Consider the following 18,113-nt stretch of genomic DNA (forward strand, 5'->3'; position numbering starts at 1 on the left):
ATGTAAAAGGAGTGACTATGCAGGAGATTCAGTACGGTTTGATTTTAATGGCGGCGCTTGTCGCGACGGGAAGTCCTGGACCTGCAACCTTAGCGATTGCTGGTACTTCTATGAACTTTGGTCGTCGTCATGGGGTTGTGATGGCGCTTGGTATATTAACAGGGTCTTTTATCTGGTCATTCTCGGCGGCATTTGGCATGGCGGCCTTGATGTATGCGAATGTATGGTTGTTTGATATTTTTCGCTACCTTGGTGCGGCGTACTTGCTGTATTTGGCTTATAAATCGTTCAAGTCTGCTTTGTCTCCTAAAGAGTTCGAATTGCAAAAGACCGCGATACTTTCTCTTAAAAGTGTCTATTTGCGAGGATTGGCGATTCACCTTACCAATCCTAAAGTTATCTTGTTCTTTGGAGCTTTGTATTCGATGGGTGTACCTAGCACCGTTGGCATAGACGGATTAATGTCGATTATTTTGCTTGTGGGGTTACAGAGTGCTTGCCTTTTTATCGGCTATGCCATGTTGTTTTCTTATGCGCCAGTTAGACATTTTTATTTTAAAATGAGCCGTGCTTTTGACACTGTCTTTGCATTCTTCTTTGGTGTGGCTGGTATTAAGATATTGATGAGCAAATTGAGCTCATGATTCATGTTGTTTTTTTGATTTGGTTCATGCGTTTTTGCAGCTCCTTTTCTATTTTGTTTTTGTCATAAGGTTTCATTTTTTGCCATTGGTTGCACTCTGGGCGAGTACGAGCGCAACCCAAGCACCAGCCTTTCGGCCCAGAGAAATCACAAAGGTCGATGCAGGGACTTTTCTGGCGCTTTACCATTCTGACTCACCTTCCACTTCGTCAAGTGTTTGTTCAATACTGTCTGCCAGTTGGCGCAGTCGGTTCAGTTCTTCAAAGATACGTTGCTCTAGGTTTTTGAAGTTAAGCGGCATGGTGCGTTCGCAGATGTGATAGCCCTTGCCGATGGTTTGATAGCCTTTCCAGCTTTTTATACGGCCGCTTTCTAATTCAAGAAATTTTTCAATAAACTCTGGTTGTGAAGGGCAGTCTTCTTCGGCGTGCATGCAGATAGGAAACGACTTTTGTTTGATTTGTGGTGCTTCAATGAAGGTTTCGAAATGAACGCCGCCTTGGTTATGGTTGTGCCAGTTTGTTTTGTAGAGTTGCAAGTATGGGCCACGGTTGTATATTTCCCAGTCATCGTCAAACCAGCTCGCGTCTCTTAATAGTTTTTCGAGATTACGGAAAACATTTTTTATATCTTTCATAGAATTAAAGTCGTCTTGGTTATTTGATATGGAGAGAGCATTGAGTGACTTTACTTCCATCCAATGCTCTATTTTATATTACTAAGGGTGTAAATGTTATTTATACAAACATCTTTCTAATGAGCCGCGTATGTAGTCTTCATCAAGGTTTTTGCCAATAAAGATCATGCGGTTGGTGGGTGTTTCATCTCCCCAAGGTTTTCCAAGTTGCCCGCCAAATAGCATGTGAACGCCTTGGTACACAATTCGATGTTCTTCGTCATGAATAGCAAGTACGCCTTTCATACGATACACATCGACGCCTTTTTCTTGCAGAAACATTCCCATCCAAGCATTGAGGATGTCACCGTCAAATCTGCCTGCCAATTCGATAGAAATTGAGGATACCGCGTCGTTATGCTCATGTTCGGCATTAAAATAGTGTTCTGCAACAGGGAAGTGCTCTGTGTTGTCTTTGTCTAAGAGCGCTAATTCAAACTCTTCCGGTGTGTGTTGAGAGAACACGGCGATGTCTTGAGCCGTGGCCAGTTCTAAGTGAAATTCATAGTGATCTTGGCCTTCAAGTTGTAGGCGGTAGCATTGGTTTCTTTCGCTTAGTGTCTGCCCATGAAAAATAGGCTCTCCAGATTTGGAGAATTCCACAAAGACAGTTTCTGCTAAATCCAAGACAGTCACTTCGGTTGTGCTTTTAATGTCACTGATAAGAAACGCCATGTCAGGATCTGGGCCGTTAGCCATTTTGAAACGGTATTTACCAGCAGGCAGTTGCCAAACTCCACCCCATTCGAATGGGTACTCCGGCTCTAGGAAGTTGGGTTTCATGTCCATGGCGCGCTGAATGTTGAATCCGCCAATGTCCAGTAATTCGGCAATCGGTGCATCAGCCATGGTTGCAGAATAGAAGCCCGCCATTTGGTTCATGCTTTTTAGGCGCTTTTTCAGGTTAAGCATGTCATCTTCTGTGACTAAGTCGGCTTTGTTCAATATGATGCGATCAGCGAAGGCCACTTGTGCCATGACTTCGTCGGTACTTTCATCTAAGTGAGTGCTGACGTGTTTGGCGTCTACTAGAGTGATGATGCCATCCAGTTCATATTGTTCGCTGATCGAAGGATCAACAAAAAAGGTTTGTGCCACAGGGCCAGGATCTGCCATGCCAGTGGTTTCTAGAATGACGCGATCGAACTTGTCTTTGCGTTCTGCTAATTCATGAAGGATGCGAATTAAGTCGCCACGTACGGTGCAGCAAATGCAGCCGTTGTTCATCTCGAATATTTCTTCATCAGCATTAATGACTAGGTCTTGATCTATGCCGATTTCACCAAATTCATTTTCAATCACCGCAATGCGTAGGCCGTGATCTTCAGACAATATACGGTTAAGCAAGGTGGTCTTACCGCTACCAAGAAAGCCAGTGAGTACGGTAACGGGGATGGGGTTAGACATGTTGCTCTCCTAAGGGATTAATAAGATATTGTTATATTATAACGTATCTTTGTCTGATAAGTACTTTTTAATAAGTGCTTTAGCCGCCAGTATTTTTTATACCGATAGGAAGTGCGTGTTTTAGTCACTCAATAAAGCAAATAGGCTTCAGCGCTCACCATGGAACCTCAGTATTTGCTATGATGGATTTTATTTTTCCAGAGCTTTTACTATGTACAATACGTCCTTATGGCAACCCAGTGCAGACCTTCCCGTTTTAAAAAAGCGAGCCCAACTATTAAAAGCAGTTCGTGCTTTTTTTGATGCTCGCGATGTGATGGAAGTGGATACGCCTTGTTTGTCTTTGGGGAGTATTTCTGACCCACATATCGAAGTCTTAACTAGCCAGACTCGCTCGCAAGGCGAAGACCTAACCTATTACCTGCAAACGTCCCCTGAATACGCCATGAAACGCCTACTTTGTGCAGGCTCAGACTCTATTTATCAATTGGGAAAAGTGTTTCGGGCGGAAGATGTTGGGCGTCGTCATAGCATCGAATTCACCATGCTGGAATGGTATCGAGTGGGTTTTGATCATTGGCAGTTGATGGATGAAATTCAAGCTTTGCTCGCGTACATATTGGATGATGATACTTTGATGTGCGAGCGGTTAAGTTACCAAGATGCTTTTTTGCGTCATACTGGGCTGGATCCTTTGTCTGTGAGTCTGAGTGAACTGCAAGAGTGTGCTCATAAGCACACAGAGTATGGATTGCAGGAAACAGATAGAGACACCTTGCTGGAGTTAATTTTCGCCAGTGTTGTAGAAGCTGCGATTGGTACAGAGCAACCTTGTTTTATTCACAGCTATCCTGCGTCTCAGGCGGCTCTTGCGAAAACTCATATGGATGATAACGATCAATGGGTTGCCGCGCGCTTTGAGTTATATTGGCAAGGCATGGAACTGGCCAATGGTTATCACGAATTAACCGATGCTGAGGAACAGGCGCATCGTTTCGAGAAAGATAAAGCATCCCGTAATGAGATGAAATTGGCTGACAGACAATTCGATGAACGTTTACTCAGTGCTTTAAAAAGCGGCATGCCTGAATGCGCTGGTGTGGCCTTGGGTATAGATAGATTGTTGATGTTAATGTGTGAAAAAAAGCACATTGCAGAAGTGATGCCGTTTGCTCATTCGCGTTCTTAGGTTTTCGATAATAATAAAAAGGTGAAAGTGTTGAGAGAGAAAATTGGCTTGAACATACAGGGTTTACTGTCACCAAAGCGGTCTGTTTTGATGTATCTCTGTGCTTTTTTTGTTGTGTTTTTGCTGATCTGGAAAGGCGGTGAAGCACTGCGTCACCAACAGATAAAAGCCTTGGAAGTCGACTCTTTTGAGCAGCTTGGTCAGTTGGCCAGCGTTTTGGAAAGTGCGATTGCCAAATACCAACACATGCCAACCTTACTGGCTTCTAATGACCGAGTAAGAAAAGCACTTAGGGACGGTTTTGAATCTGACATCCATCAGCTCAACCGTGAATTAGAACAGATTAACCGTATCACCGAAGCCTCAGATAGTTATATTTTGAATGCGGATGGTTTGACCATCGCCGCTTCAAACTACGCTGGCCCAAGCAGTTTTGTCGGCAGTAATTATGTGTTTCGCCCTTATTTTAAAGACGCCATTAAAGGCAAGCCGGGGCGTTATTATGCGCTGGGTATTATGTCGAATCGCCGTGGCTATTATTTTTCGTATCCGATTTATGAAGGTGATTCCATTATTGGTGTGGCGGTTGTCAAAGTCGATTTGACGCAATTTGAGAAGCGCTTTGCTAATCAGCATTATGAATTTGTGCTGTTGGATCCAGACAATGTTGTGTTCAGTGGCTCCCGTTCTAGCTGGCTCTATCGAGTATTAGGTGAACTGTCCCATGAGGAGCTAAAGCGTATTGCCGATTCTCAGCGATACGGTGATAAGGTGATTGAAAAGTTAGCTATTACTTATCAAAAGCCTTTCGATGAAAATGCGTCCATCGTCGATATTGTTGAGAGTCGCAATATAAATAATGGCGAGCACTTGAATCGTGTGTCTTATCTCAAGATGAGCCTTCCCATTAGCCAATTAGACTTTCAAATATCCATATTGGCACCGCTAAAAACCATTAATGAAGATATCGCCTTATGGCGCGCAATTTTTGCTGGTGGTGTGACAATTACGGCTTTGCTATTTGGTTTAGCCATGTTGCGCACACGAATGCTGAGGGAGCGATCTGACGCCAACGAAATGACTCGCCACAATCAGGCGTATATTCGTGAAGTTATTCAAAATACACAAGCGGGTTTGGTGACGCTAGATGACAACCACAAAATTGAATCCTTTAACCCAGCGGTTGAAAGGCTCGTTGGGCAACCGTTAGCGCCTTTGGTTGGTCAGCCTTTATGTCAGCTGTTCCGAACAGAAAAAGAAGGTTCTTCTCCTTTTTCTTCGGATGATTTGTTTGACGCTATTAATAATCTTGGGGTGAAAGTGCTGACGAGGGAAGGCAGCTTGTGTTATCCAGATCAAGCGTCTGTGCCGGTGGAAATGACCTTGTGTGAGATGCAATTGCCTAATCGCTTAAGCTATTTGGTGACCTTCCATGACATGACGGAGCGGAAGCGTTATGAGCAAGAAATCACTCAGGCGCGGATCGACTTAGAAGAGCGCGTTCGAGAGCGGACTTATGAGCTGGAAGGCGCGAACACTCGTCTTCGTCAGGAAATTGAAGAACACAAAGGCACTCAGCGAGAGCTTATTCAAACAGCCAAATTGGCGGTACTTGGTCAGCTAAGTGCTGGGTTAAATCATGAATTAAATCAACCATTAACAGCGATTCGAGCTTTTGCTGGGAATGGTTTGAAGTTTCTTGATCGTGGGAAATACGATCAGGCGCAGATAAATTTGCAACACATTAGCCAATTAGGTCAGCACATGAGCGATATCATTGCTCGCTTTAAAGTGTTTGCGCGAAAAGGCGATGTTCACCAAGGACCAATAGCCGTTCAGACCGCCATTATGGGCGCGATTAAAATCATGGGAACTCGCTACAAAGAAGTGGGAATTGAGCTTGTGGTGGCGGATGATAAAGACTTGATCGTGAATGGTGACATGGTCTTTTTAGAGCAGGTTTTGGTGAATTTATTGGCTAACGCTGCAGACGCTATTTTGGAGTCCTCTGGCTCTGAACGAGGGGTTTGTATTGAGCAAAAAGCCACCGCAGACGATGTCATTATTTGTGTTCAAGATACGGGGGATGGCTTGAGTGAAGAAGCGGTGAGAAATCTCTTTGAGCCTTTCTTTACGTCGAAATCGTCAGGTTTAGGGTTGGGATTAGGTTTGTCTATCAGTCAGCGAATTATTGACGCCATGGGCGGACAAATTAGTGCCAGTAATCTGCCCGCTGGCGGAGCCGAATTTTGTGTTAGGCTACCGCGTTTTCATTCATCGTCCGTGACTCATGACGTTAAGTCATAATGCTTTTCAAAAGGAAGATTCATGCTAGATAACAAGCAGGTAATATTAATCGATGATGAGCAAGCCGTTCGTATGGCGATCTCTCAAACCTTGCAGCTAGAAGATTTTGAAGTGGCTGAGTTTTCCAGTGCTCAGGGGGTTATTGAACGTCTTTCTCTAGACTTTTCAGGCGTTATTGTCAGTGATATTAACTTACCAGGAAAAAGTGGTTTAGCGCTGTTTGAAGAGGTGAAGAAAATTGATGCCGAAATCCCATTTATCGTTATAACAGGTCATGGCGATATCAGTATGGCGGTGAATGCGATACGCGATGGTGCTTACGATTTCATTGAAAAACCTTTTTCTAACGAAGACTTTATTGAAGTGGTCAGACGTGCCACAGAGAAACGTCACTTAACTTTAGAAAACAGAAACTTACGTCTTGAATTAGTCGCTCAAAATGCGCCAGGACCTCGTATTATCGGTAATACAGCTGGCATTCATCGCTTGCGCCAAGCGTTATTGCATGTGGCGGATACGGGCGCGGATATTTTAATTCAAGGTGAAACCGGTACAGGGAAGGAGTTAGTCGCTCGCTATATTCATGAGCACAGCTCTCGTCGAGGCCATGCTTTTGTGGCGATTAACTGTGGTGCTGTGCCGGATTCTATTATGGAGTCTGAACTTTTTGGTCATGAAAAAGGCGCTTTTACCGATGCTAAAACTCAGCGTATTGGTAAGTTAGAACACGCCAATGGCGGTACCTTATTTCTTGATGAAATTGAAAGCATGCCCATGTCGATGCAGATTCGCTTATTGCGAGTGTTGGAAGAGCGTCGCTTGGAGCGTTTAGGCTCAAACACATCGATTGATTTGGACTTGCGTATTTTGGCGGCCACCAAAGTGGATCTGAAACAATTAAGCGAAGGCGGTACGTTTCGGGAAGACCTTTATTATCGTCTGAATGTGGTACGTGTGGATATTCCACCATTGCGTGAACGAAAAGATGATATCTCACTGTTGTGGCAGCACTTTTGTTTGGTGGCGACTGCGCAATATAAGCGTGAATCTGAGCCTCTTTCTGCGGCACGAATGCACAGTTTATTGAGCTATGAATGGCCGGGGAATGTTCGTGAGTTACGAAATCTTGCTGAGCGTTATGTCTTGATGGGGGAAGCGGGCTCTTTTGAGTTTGATGAGATCATTACCAATGAAAATAATCCAGGTGTGATGACCTTGCCTGAGCAGATGGAACGCTTCGAGAAAACCTTGTTAGAACAAGAGTTGATGCGCCAAAAAGGCTCTATAAAAGGGACGATGGATGCACTTGGCTTACCAAGAAAAACCCTTTACGACAAAATGCGAAAATATGGCCTAGATAAGGACATATTTAAATTATAACCCTTTGGTTAGAAATATAACTGTAATACAATCGAGAGTATGTTTTTCAATGAATACTCTCATTGAATCGTTTAAAAGGACAGGCGTTTTATAATTGCATTCAAGGTCAAGAAAATGGACATGAACAGCTCTCCTAAAAAGCATTATTTTGTGGCGGTCTTATGACATCCTTAATCAGATCTATGCTGCGAAAATTAGGACGTTTTGGCTTAGTGTCTATTTTGACTGTGTTGGCTACAGTCCTGGCCTGTCTGATTAATTATCTTCTCGTTAAAGCTTTTCATTTCACTGATGTTTTATTAGAAGACATCGTGCTTATTACCTGTATCACCTTTACTGTTACACCTCTTTTATCTTGGTTTTTAATTGGCTTATTTTTCAAGATTGATTCTTTGGAAATTAAAATGACTGAGTTAGCCAGCATAGACAGCTTAACTCAAGTATATAACCGAGGTTATTTCTACCAAGAAAGTAAGCGAACTCTTGCTGAGTTATCGACTACATCAGCCTCACAGACAACCGAAGAGACAGTAAATCGATCTGCGGTTTTGTTATTAGATTTAGACGATTTAAAAGTTATTAATGACAAGTTAGGGCATGTCGGTGGAGACAATGTCTTAATGGCTTTGAGTTCTATATTGAGTGATTTTATTAAAAAGCCCAATTTGGTTGGGCGTTTTGGTGGTGATGAGTTTGTGGTGTTTTTAAAACAAACCAATTCCGTCGATCTAGCACACTTAATAAACTCAATATTAAAGGATGTTCGAGCACATGAAGTAGATGTTGAAGGTGAAAATCATCATTTTACTGTTAGTATCGGTGCTGCTTTTATACATATGAATAATGAAAAGCCGTTAGAAAGAGCCATAAAAATGGCCGATGCAGCCCTCTATGAGGTTAAAAAATCGAATCGGAACGGATACGTTATTTATGAGGGAGATAGTTAAAAAGTAAGTCCTTTTTTATTGCTCCCCCTCGTTACTTAATATTCCCCGCCCGTTTATTTGCACAAGTTAGGAGACACGATGAATAACATGTTTGATCTAAGTGGTAAGGTCGCCATTATTACTGGCTGCAATACAGGACTAGGACAAGGTATGGCGTTGGCACTTGCGCAAGCAGGGGCAGACATCGTGGGTGTAAATAGAAGTGTGCCCTCTGAAACCGAGGCTTTGATAGAAAAAACAGGCCGTCGTTTTCACAGTGTTATTGCAGACATGAGCAAAATAGAAACGGCTGATCTTGCTATAAAAGAAGCCATTTCAACCTTTGGTAAAGTCGATATCTTAGTAAACAATGCCGGCATTATTCGCCGTAATGATGCCATTGATTTTACGGAACAAGATTGGGACGACGTGATGGACCTGAATGTAAAAATGGTCTTTTTTATGTCTCAAGCTTTTGCGAAACAAGTTATCTCTCAGAAAAGTACAGGTAACATCATCAATATTGCGTCTATGTTGTCTTATCAAGGTGGCATTCGAGTGCCATCTTATACTTCTTCAAAAAGCGGTGTGTTAGGTTTAACCAAAGCCTTAGCCAATGAATGGGCGCAACAAGGCATTAATGTTAACGCCATTGCACCGGGTTACATGGAAACCAACAATACCGAAGCATTGCGAGCTGACGAGAATCGATCCAGTGAAATACTCGGACGAATTCCTGCTGGTCGTTGGGGAACGCCTGACGATATGGCGGGCCCGATTGTGTTTCTGGCGTCTGATGCTTCACGTTATGTACATGGTTACACCATAGCGGTTGATGGTGGTTGGTTAGCTCGCTAAGTTTTCAACACCTCGATTTAAAAATAAAAAAAGCGCCAGTCGGCGCTTTTTTGTTTTCAGCTGAGAATAAACACTCAGTTGTTACTGAACAATCTCTGGTCCCATAATGCTGTAAGGCAAGGCAGTAGAAAGTGCAGGGATGTAAGTCACCAAAACCAAGAACACCATCAAGACAGCAACGAATGGCATAGCGGCTTTTACAACGCGAGCCAAACTCATTCCTGTGATACCAGAAGTCACAAAGAGGTTCAGACCAATCGGTGGTGTGATCATACCGATTTCCATGTTAACCACCATGATGATACCTAGGTGAATCGGGTCAACACCCAGTTCCATCGCAATTGGGAAAACCACTGGCGCAACGATAACCAAAAGACCGGAAGGCTCCATAAACTGACCGCCAATCAACAGCAAAACATTGACCGCGATCAGGAAAGTAAACCAATTGAATCCTGCGTCTAGCATCCACTCTGTAATGGCTTGAGGAATACGCTCTGCTGATAAAGTGTGAGCAAACAACAAAGCATTGGCGATGATGAACATCAGCATAATGGTGGTTTTTGTACCTTCCAACATGACTTTACGAGATTCATTGCCAAACATGGTTGGGAAGAATTTACGTGTCATAAGAGACAGGTTGCGTCCCCAAATAGGGAAACCAGCCGCAAGACAAGTTAAGATGGATTCGTCTAACTTACTAGAGCGCTTATAAACATAGAAAATGCTCAACGCGATAGACAGAATGGCGCCCCATGTTGCACGATCTCCGCCAGTTATGGTTTCGCTCTCTGCCCAAATAAAGAAGGACATAATTTCCCAGATAAGGAAGAAAGAGACACCATAAACAAGCCCGTTAAACCCAACACGAGCATGAGGTGCGTCGTCTTCATTCACCCAAGCGTGACCTTGTAATGGCCCCATATCACGGTAGACAAAAAGTGCGATAAACATTGAGTAAACCGCAGCGACTACAGCCGCTTCTGTTGGTGTGAATACACCGCCATAAATACCGCCCATGATGATAACGATAAGGAACAAGCCCCAGCCCGCTTCTTTACCACCACGAATTAGGTTTCCAAAGCCTTTCCACTCTTCAGCAGGAAGCTTTTTGATACGAGCAACAACATAAATCGCCAACATCAACATACCGCCAGCCATCAAGCCTGGAATAACCCCAGCCAAGAACATACGACCAACAGAAACGTCAACTGATGCCGCGTAAACCACCATGACGATAGAAGGCGGAATCAAGATGCCCAACGTACCCGCATTGGCAATAATGCCCGCTGCGAATTCTTTTGAGTAACCTACTTGCGTCATGCCTGCGATAGCAATAGTACCAATCGCAACTACAGTGGCTGGAGATGAACCAGACAAGGCTGCGAACATCATACACGCCAAGACAGACGCCATTGCTAAGCCGCCACGGAAATGACCAACACTGGCGATCGCGAAGTTAATTAGACGTTTTGCCACACCGCCGGTCGACATATAAGACGACGCGATGATGAAGAAAGGAATCGCCAATAAGGTGTAGTGATTACCGACACCAAATAAAGAAATCGCCACAGAAGACAAAGAGTCATGGGAGAAAAAAGTAATGAATAAAATGGACGATAAGCCCAACGTGATGCCCACAGGCAAGCCGATAAACAGCAGGGTGAGAACCATAGAAAATAGAATGATTGAGTGCACAATAAAGCTCCTGCGTTAGTCTTTTAGTACGTTTTGGTTTTCTTTCACAAGGTCTTCGGCTTCATGTCCACTGATCAATCTTGAACGTTTGCCGCGAGCGATGTCGATAAAGGCTTGTAAAGAGCGATAAGTCAGCAGGGCTAAGCTTATCGGTAGAATAACCAGTACTAACCAACGCTGAACGCGTGGGCGTAGGTCAAACATATCTTGTATGAAAATAGGGTAACGCAGTTCTTCTGTGCCTATGCCGATTTTGAACATCTTCGACCAGTAAGCAATGGCGCCACCATTTACATCAATACCTAATAGCGCCAACCAAGTAGAATCCAATAGGATTAGGCCATAAAGCATGGCGCCAGCTGCACCGATCAAAGACAGTGTTTTCGCTATGCCTTTTGGTACAGCGTTCAAAACGATGTCGACACCAAGGTGCAAATTGGTTTTTATGCCGTAACTCATGCCCAATAAAATCAACCATGAAAAAGCAATCGTATTGAACTCAAGTGCTGCATCCCAGCCTGTATTGAATCCATAACGAGCGATAACTTGTCCGAACGACACCGCCATAATGGAAAAAATGACAAGAACGAGTAGGTTTTCTTCTGCTTTGTTCATCGCCTTAGGAAATAAGCGTTCGAGTATCCAAAGAATAAGAATAAAAATACATAAATAAAGATGCGGCCAAAGTGCCATGGGAACTCCTAAATCAAATGCGTCTTAACAGATCAAAGCAGTGAAGGTGAATGTCTGGTGTTTTTGAATCTATCTAACAAAGATGGATATCGAGAAGTCGCAGAGTAAAACCACAAAAGCTGACCTTGCTTTAACGCAACAAGGTCAGCTCACTGCTGGGTAAAAAGTGATTAAGCGCCAGCAGCAGCTTGAATCAAATCTTTACCAATATAACGCTCAAACTGTTTCCAAACAGGTGCCATTGCATCCACCCATTCTTGGCGTTGTTCTGGCGTTAAGGTATTAATTTTACCGCCTGCTTTTAGAATGTTTGCACGGTTAGCGGCTTCAGCTGCTTTCACGTGTAAGTTTGCTGCTTGAGTCACTTCGTCTGCAATTTGCAAGAACTGCGCGCGATCTTCGTCAGATAGGCTGTCTAGGAATTCAGAAGACGTCATGAACAAGTAAGCCAATAATTGGTGACTTGTTTCTGTTGTGCTGTCTTGAACTTCGTAGAATTTCTTCGTGTAGATGTTAGACCAAGTGTTTTCTTGACCATCCACAACGCCGGTTTGTAGTGCGCCGTAAACTTCAGAGAACGCCATTGCCTGTGGTGAAGCACCCATTGCATCGATCATCTGTTTTGAAACGTCTGATGTTTGAACGCGGAACTTCATGCCTTCTGCATCGCTAGGAACAAGCAGTGGTTTCTTTGCAGAGAAGTACTTCATGCCTGACATCCAGTAGCCTAGGCCAACAAAGCCGATGTCGTCTTTCATTGCGTTAAGAAGGTCTTTACCTGCTGGAGTATTGGTAAAACGGATTGCATGATCCATGTCTTTAAAGATGAAAGGTAAGTCAAATACGCCCAGTTTGTCAGTGTAAGAACCAAACTTAGAAAGAGAAGGTGCAAGTAGTTGAACGTCGCCTAATAGAAGGGCTTCAAGCTCTTTAGAATCACCAAACAGTGTTGAGTTTGGATAAACTTCTACACACAGCTTACCGTTCATTTCAGCATTGACACGCTCTGCCAAGCTATTCGCTGCAACGACTTTAGGGTGAGTTGTACCGCCTGTTACATGGCTGAATTTAACAACGCGCTCGCCTGGATCACAATTGGCGATAGCCGTTCCTGCTGTTAGAGCAAGAGCTAGAGAGGTCAGAGTAAGGCTGATTTTTTTCATTGTTATATGACTCCAAAAAACGAATTTATTATTGTTTAGCCGCTTTTTCAGTTTCATTGGGCGCTATCTAAAAAGATAGACGGCACCTGAAACAAACCATAAAAGCGGATTTGCTTTGGTCCTCAGTCATTACAGGAAACGTGCCAAATATTTCACTTTTATTTCAACCTTATGATTTAAAAGGAAAATATTCGTATATTGGGCGTTTTAAGGTTTGTGAGAATTGAATGGAAAGCTAAAAAAGGGGGAGATTACACACATAGAAAAAATTCAAATGGGCGGAATTCCACCCACATCTTAAAGCAGCAATTCACCTACGACCTGCTTCAAATGCTTTTCCACTTGCTTCTTCGTTTTTAGCCTGAAGAGCATAAAGTCTATTTTGCCATGTGGTTGACTGATGACGCTGCTCAACAGCTCATATTCAGGGTGTATTTTCGTTAGTTTTCCATTTGCTATCGCACTTTGAACAAGACGTGTTAGCTGCGCTCGGATGGTTGGATAAGGTCGGTGATGTTGAGTAAATAAAGTAAGGTCGAGTATATCTTTCTGGTACAGGCTTTCTTCTGTAAGGCTGGTTGTTTGTGTGGATTGAACAAGCTTTTCTGCAAGATCGGCTGAGAGGTCTTGATAGTCTCTAGGCAAATTGAGACTGAGGTTCGCACAATAATGCTGGTGCCATAATGAGGCGAGGTCGCAGGCTTTGGCATGCATGGGTTTGACCATCATTAAGGAATAACAGCCGCTGGCTTGGTCTTTTCCAGTACCAAGGCGCACGGGGATAAAACCATTTTTGAGCCAAAAAGCCACCACATCCGCGGTTGCTGCAAAGCTGGTACAAAGAAAATCACATCGTCCTTTAGCGACTTCTTCGATATGACGAATTAACCCACTGGCCAAACCTTGGTTTTGTTGAGCTTGTTCTGTGGCAATGCGACTGATTCGCCAATAAGTATATTGCCCTGCATCTGCTATGCCTTCATGAGCCAATAAAGACTGAGGAACGAGATGTCCTCTTGGACGTCGAGTGCCTTGTATGACGTCAAGGCAAAGCGCATCAGGAAGATCGCCTTCTTCCGTGACGATAGCCACACTATTCAGCGCATCTTCTTGTAACGACAAAAAGGTGGAAACAGAAGGATCGTCTAATATCCAACGCAAATTATCGGACGAAGTTTGATAGTGAGCACTCACTAAAAGTTGGAAGGTTTGAGCCAATAATTCTGTCTTACCTAGCCATTCCTTGCCTACAAGTTGTTGGTATTCGTTCGAGCCTGTTGAATTATGGGCTGTAGCGGCTTGGTTGATGACGCCTAAAAAGAAGCAATCATTGATCCAATTCTCTAGTGGGTCATTTCCCCCCCATCGAATCGGCTGTTGTAAAGAAAGCTCTTTTAATGACGAATTAAGCTGTTTCAAGTATTGGCAAAAACGTATTCCAAAGCCTTTTCCTGCGCCTTCGTAACCATAATCTGTGGTACTGAAAACACTGTGTTTTGCTTTTTGATTGAGCGCAATGAGTAAAGGCACAGGAATCATTGAAGCTTCATCAACGAATAAATAATCCCATTGGTTTTCATCGGCCAATAACGCATCAGGGGCGAAAAACGGTAAATTCTGGCTTAGATCGATAGATTGAGCTGTATGCTCAAAGCGAGCTTTCAATGTGCTGATAGCAGCTTGATTCGGTGCAGTTACAGCAACTCGCTTTCCTGCTTTTAGTAACTTGGCAATGCTGTCTCCAAGCAAGGTCGATTTACCACGCCCGCGAGGAGCAATAAGGACATAAGACTCTGCTTGCTGATCTAGCAAGCTGGCTTGAGCGTGAGTCTGCTCTTTAGTGAGAGGAGCATTTTCATCAACAGATATGAGGGCAGGTAAGGCAGTAATTGTTTTTCGACTTATCGATTGGAAAGGTGAGTTTGGGCTTTCTAAATGATTTAAGAAAAAGCGTTTAAAGCTGGAATCAATTTGCTCAGGTTTATAAGGCCAAGGTAAGTAGCGAGGCAAATCCTGATCCACCAAAGACAGCCAATCATCACTAGGAAGCGCAATGGCAAAGATGCCGTTGCCGCGAACTGTTCCAGACAAGATAGCCAATACGCTGGCGGAGATACCTTGAGTTAAATCGACTAAGACAGCGTCATGAGTGCTGCCGAGTTCTTGACGAACTTGTTTGAAAGTTCGTGTGAGGAATGGCGTTGATTGATTCATAAGTGCGTCATAAGCGCTGACATCGTAAGCGCAAATGAGCGGGGCGGAAAACGCTTCAGTTAAACGTAAGAAATCTGACAAAACCTCATTAGTTGAGCCCTTCAATAAAAAACAGTGGCGATGCTGGCCTACTAAATTGACGGTCGAATTATCAGGTGAATACATAACGTCTCCTTATGATCTCAGTATCATACTGAGATCATAAAGTTGCGCAAATATTATGTGTCGTTTACCTCGTTTTAAGGTCATCTTGGCATTTTAAAATGCCTTTTAACCAATGACGAATAAATCCATAAAGCGATTAACAGGTGTTTGTTCCAGTGCTTGTTGATCTTTACACAAGGTGAAAATCGCTTGGCACTGACGATTCGGGAAGCGGGTTGCCAAGTTGTTTTTGAATTTTTGTTCTAGCAATGGAATGCCTTCCGCGCGACGACAGCGGTGACCAACAGGATATTCGACGGCCACTTCTTCTGTGCTGCTGCCATCTTTAAAGAAAACCTGAATGGCGTTAGCAATAGAGCGTTTGTCTGCTTCCAAATATTCGGCAGTGAAGCGTTTATCTTCGACGATTTCCATCTTGTCGCGCAGCTCATCAATGATCGGATTCGACGCATGAAAATCATTTTCGTAATGTTCAGCCACCAAGTTACCAAAGGCTAATGGTACAGCCGCCATGTACTGCAAGCAGTGGTCTCGATCGGCTGCGTTTGCTAAGGGGCCAGATTTGGAGATGATGCGAATTGCCGATTCGTGGGTACGAATGACGATTTTGTCGATCTCCGTCAAACGGTCTTTGACTTGAGGATGCAAGGTAACAGCCGCTTCGGCAGCCGTTTGTGCATGGAATTCAGCCGGGAAAGAAATCTTAAACAAGATGTTCTCCATGACGTAAGTGCCGTAATCCTGAGTGAAAGAAAATTGGCGGTGCGCATCGGGTTTGATGGCTTGCTCTTTGTTGGTTTTTGAAAAAGACACGTCATAGAAGCCCCATTGCGGCGCTGTTAAAACACTTGGAATACCCATTTCGCCACGCATAGACATATCAGCTAAACGCACTGCTCGAGATGTCGCATCCCCTGCCGCCCAAGACTTACGTGAGCCAGCATTGGGCGCATGGCGATATGTTCTTAGGGCGGAGCCGTCTACCCAAGCTTGAGAAATCGCCGCCATGATTTGCTCTCTGTCACCGCCCATCATTTTAGTGACGACAGCCACAGACGCGACGCGAACCAATAAAACATGACATAAACCAACGCGGTTAAAGGAGTTTTCCAAAGCAATCACGCCTTGAATTTCGTGAGCCATTACCATGGCTTCTAATACTTCGCGCATGGTAAGAGGGCTTTCGCCATTGGATAAACGAACCTGAGAAAGGTGATCGGCCACCGCCAAAATGCCACCAAGGTTGTCAGAAGGGTGTCCCCATTCAGCCGCCAGCCAAGTGTCGTTGTAGTCTAGCCAGCGAATAATGCAACCTATATCCCACGCGGCTTTCACTGGATCGAGCGACAAAGACGTACCCGGAACACGCGCACCATTTGGAACGACCGTGCCTTGAACAATTGGCCCTAAATGTTTCGTGCATTCTGGGAAGCGTAAGGCGAGCAAGCCGCAACCAAGAGTGTCCATTAAACAGTTGCGCGCTGTGTCCAACGCTTCTTGGCTTTCGACTTTAAAATTCATCACATAGTCAGCGATGTCTTGAATGACTTGGTCGTAATCTGGACGATTATTTACATCTACATTGGCGCTCATTTTTGGTGTCCTTTAGGTAAAATTAAAAGATTAAAATTAGACTTATGGTCGTTTGTCGATAGCAACCCAATCCGCATGATCTGGCCCTGTATAATCGGCACTTGGACGAATAATTCGGTTATTGGCTCTTTGTTCCATAACATGTGCTGTCCAGCCTGTGACGCGTGAGCACACAAAAATTGGCGTGAATAATTTGGTTGGAATACCCATAAATCGATAAGCGCTGGCGTGGAAGAAATCAGCATTGCAGAAAAGTTTTTTCTCGCGCCACATAACCGCTTCACAACGTTCTGAAACGGCGTAAAGGTGAGTGTCGCCCGCTTCTTCGCTGAGTTTTTTCGACCATTGTTTGATGATCTCGTTGCGCGGGTCGGATTCACTGTAAATCGCGTGACCAAAGCCCATGACGGTTTCTTTGTTAGCGAGTTTTTTTAGTAATTCAGCTTCGGCTTGGTCTGGTGTCATCCAAGGTTCTATCATCTCCATTGCCGCTTCGTTGGCGCCGCCATGCAGTGGGCCACGCAAACTGCCGATACCGCCAGTGACACAGGAAAACATGTCAGACATGGTGGACGCGCACACTCGCGCAGTGAAAGTGGACGCGTTGAATTCATGCTCGGCATATAGAATCAAAGAAGCGTTCATGACTTGGGTGTGTAATTGATTCGGTTCAATGTCATGAAGCATGGTTAAGAAATGCCCCGCCAAAGAAGGAACGTGAGCGTTCAATGTATCGATACGAACACCGTCATGACTAAAGCGATACCAATATAAAACAATGGCTGGCAAAGTGGCGATTAAGCGATTGGCGGCTTGATGTTGTTGATCAAGGTTGCTTTCAGGTTCTAAATTACCCAAAAAAGAGCAACCGGTGCGCATGACATCCATGGGGTGAGCGTTTTTCGGGATCAACTCTAGGGCTTTTTTTAAGGTTTCGGGAAGCGACCTTAATCCCATGAGCTTTTCCTCATAGGCGGTTAATTGAGCGCGGTTTGGAAGTGCACCATACAACAATAAATACGCCACTTCTTCAAAGCTGGCTTCACTGGCTAAAGCATCGATGCCATAGCCACGATAAGTTAACCCTGACGCGGCTTTGCCAACGGTGCAGAGTGCGGTTTCACCTGCGCTTTGGCCACGCAGACCAGCGCCAGAAAGTATCTTCGTCATCTTCTATCCTCTTATTATTTTTTTTGAGAAATCA

The 18,113-nt window shown here is 44.1% G+C and carries 15 protein-coding genes; 6 read left to right on the forward strand and 9 right to left on the reverse strand.

Translation table 11 applies throughout. The features are described from left to right. Positions 1-17 precede the first annotated feature (17 nt). Entirely contained in the window at positions 18-644 is a 627-nt protein-coding gene (locus ACMUMQ_RS07105; RefSeq protein ID WP_414681307.1) for a LysE family translocator, read from the forward strand. Position 645: 1 nt separating this feature from the next. Here ACMUMQ_RS07105 and ACMUMQ_RS07110 read toward each other — a convergent pair whose 3' ends face one another. Genes ACMUMQ_RS07110 through ACMUMQ_RS07120 form a run of 3 tightly spaced genes read right to left on the reverse strand, consistent with a single transcriptional unit; the run spans position 646 to position 2,726 of the window. Beyond that, the gene (locus ACMUMQ_RS07110) at positions 646-831 is read right to left on the reverse strand and encodes a DUF1289 domain-containing protein (RefSeq protein ID WP_414681308.1); all 186 of its coding nucleotides are present in this window, start codon (positions 829-831) and stop codon (positions 646-648) included. Continuing rightward, complete coding sequence (locus ACMUMQ_RS07115; RefSeq protein WP_414681309.1) at positions 825-1,340, reverse strand: hypothetical protein; 516 nt, start codon at positions 1,338-1,340, stop codon at positions 825-827. Before ACMUMQ_RS07115 ends, ACMUMQ_RS07110 begins: the two co-directional genes overlap by 7 nt. A 36-nt stretch (positions 1,341-1,376) precedes the next feature. Beyond that, entirely contained in the window at positions 1,377-2,726 is a 1,350-nt protein-coding gene (locus tag ACMUMQ_RS07120; protein WP_414681310.1) for a CobW family GTP-binding protein, read from the reverse strand. Between the two features lie 211 nt (positions 2,727-2,937). Between ACMUMQ_RS07120 and epmA the strand changes: the two genes are divergently transcribed. The 5 genes from epmA to kduD all read left to right on the forward strand — a co-directional run bounded on the left by epmA (position 2,938) and on the right by kduD (position 9,386). Then, complete coding sequence (epmA, locus tag ACMUMQ_RS07125) at positions 2,938-3,915, forward strand: EF-P lysine aminoacylase EpmA (protein WP_414681311.1); 978 nt, start codon at positions 2,938-2,940, stop codon at positions 3,913-3,915. Between the two features lie 27 nt (positions 3,916-3,942). Next, positions 3,943-6,222: an ATP-binding protein gene (locus ACMUMQ_RS07130; protein ID WP_414681312.1), complete on the forward strand. Its 2,280-nt coding sequence runs from the start codon at positions 3,943-3,945 to the stop codon at positions 6,220-6,222. A 21-nt stretch (positions 6,223-6,243) separates the two neighbouring features. Next, positions 6,244-7,602, forward strand: coding sequence for a sigma-54-dependent transcriptional regulator (locus ACMUMQ_RS07135; protein ID WP_414681313.1), 1,359 nt, complete (start codon positions 6,244-6,246; stop codon positions 7,600-7,602). A gap of 161 nt (positions 7,603-7,763) precedes the next feature. Continuing rightward, complete coding sequence (locus ACMUMQ_RS07140) at positions 7,764-8,549, forward strand: GGDEF domain-containing protein (RefSeq protein WP_414681314.1); 786 nt, start codon at positions 7,764-7,766, stop codon at positions 8,547-8,549. A 78-nt stretch (positions 8,550-8,627) separates the two neighbouring features. Next, positions 8,628-9,386, forward strand: coding sequence for a 2-dehydro-3-deoxy-D-gluconate 5-dehydrogenase KduD (kduD, locus tag ACMUMQ_RS07145; RefSeq protein ID WP_414681315.1), 759 nt, complete (start codon positions 8,628-8,630; stop codon positions 9,384-9,386). Between the two features lie 81 nt (positions 9,387-9,467). Here kduD and ACMUMQ_RS07150 read toward each other — a convergent pair whose 3' ends face one another. The 6 genes from ACMUMQ_RS07150 to prpC form a co-directional block, all read right to left on the reverse strand. Next, complete coding sequence (locus ACMUMQ_RS07150) at positions 9,468-11,081, reverse strand: TRAP transporter large permease (protein WP_414681316.1); 1,614 nt, start codon at positions 11,079-11,081, stop codon at positions 9,468-9,470. 15 nt (positions 11,082-11,096) lie between these two features. Continuing rightward, a complete protein-coding gene (locus ACMUMQ_RS07155; RefSeq protein WP_317002726.1) occupies positions 11,097-11,774 on the reverse strand; it encodes a TRAP transporter small permease in 678 nt (225 codons plus the stop codon). Between the two features lie 170 nt (positions 11,775-11,944). Beyond that, complete coding sequence (locus tag ACMUMQ_RS07160; RefSeq protein ID WP_414681317.1) at positions 11,945-12,937, reverse strand: TRAP transporter substrate-binding protein; 993 nt, start codon at positions 12,935-12,937, stop codon at positions 11,945-11,947. Between the two features lie 297 nt (positions 12,938-13,234). After that, positions 13,235-15,316, reverse strand: coding sequence for a tRNA(Met) cytidine acetyltransferase TmcA (locus tag ACMUMQ_RS07165; protein ID WP_414681318.1), 2,082 nt, complete (start codon positions 15,314-15,316; stop codon positions 13,235-13,237). A gap of 105 nt (positions 15,317-15,421) precedes the next feature. After that, positions 15,422-16,909: a 2-methylcitrate dehydratase gene (prpD, locus tag ACMUMQ_RS07170; protein ID WP_414681319.1), complete on the reverse strand. Its 1,488-nt coding sequence runs from the start codon at positions 16,907-16,909 to the stop codon at positions 15,422-15,424. A gap of 42 nt (positions 16,910-16,951) precedes the next feature. After that, positions 16,952-18,079 (reverse strand): bifunctional 2-methylcitrate synthase/citrate synthase, encoded by a 1,128-nt coding sequence (gene prpC / locus ACMUMQ_RS07175; protein WP_414681320.1) that lies wholly within the window; start codon positions 18,077-18,079, stop codon positions 16,952-16,954. Positions 18,080-18,113 lie beyond the last annotated feature (34 nt).

This window comes from Marinomonas algae, from assembly GCF_047525555.1.
GTDB lineage: Bacteria > Pseudomonadota > Gammaproteobacteria > Pseudomonadales > Marinomonadaceae > Marinomonas.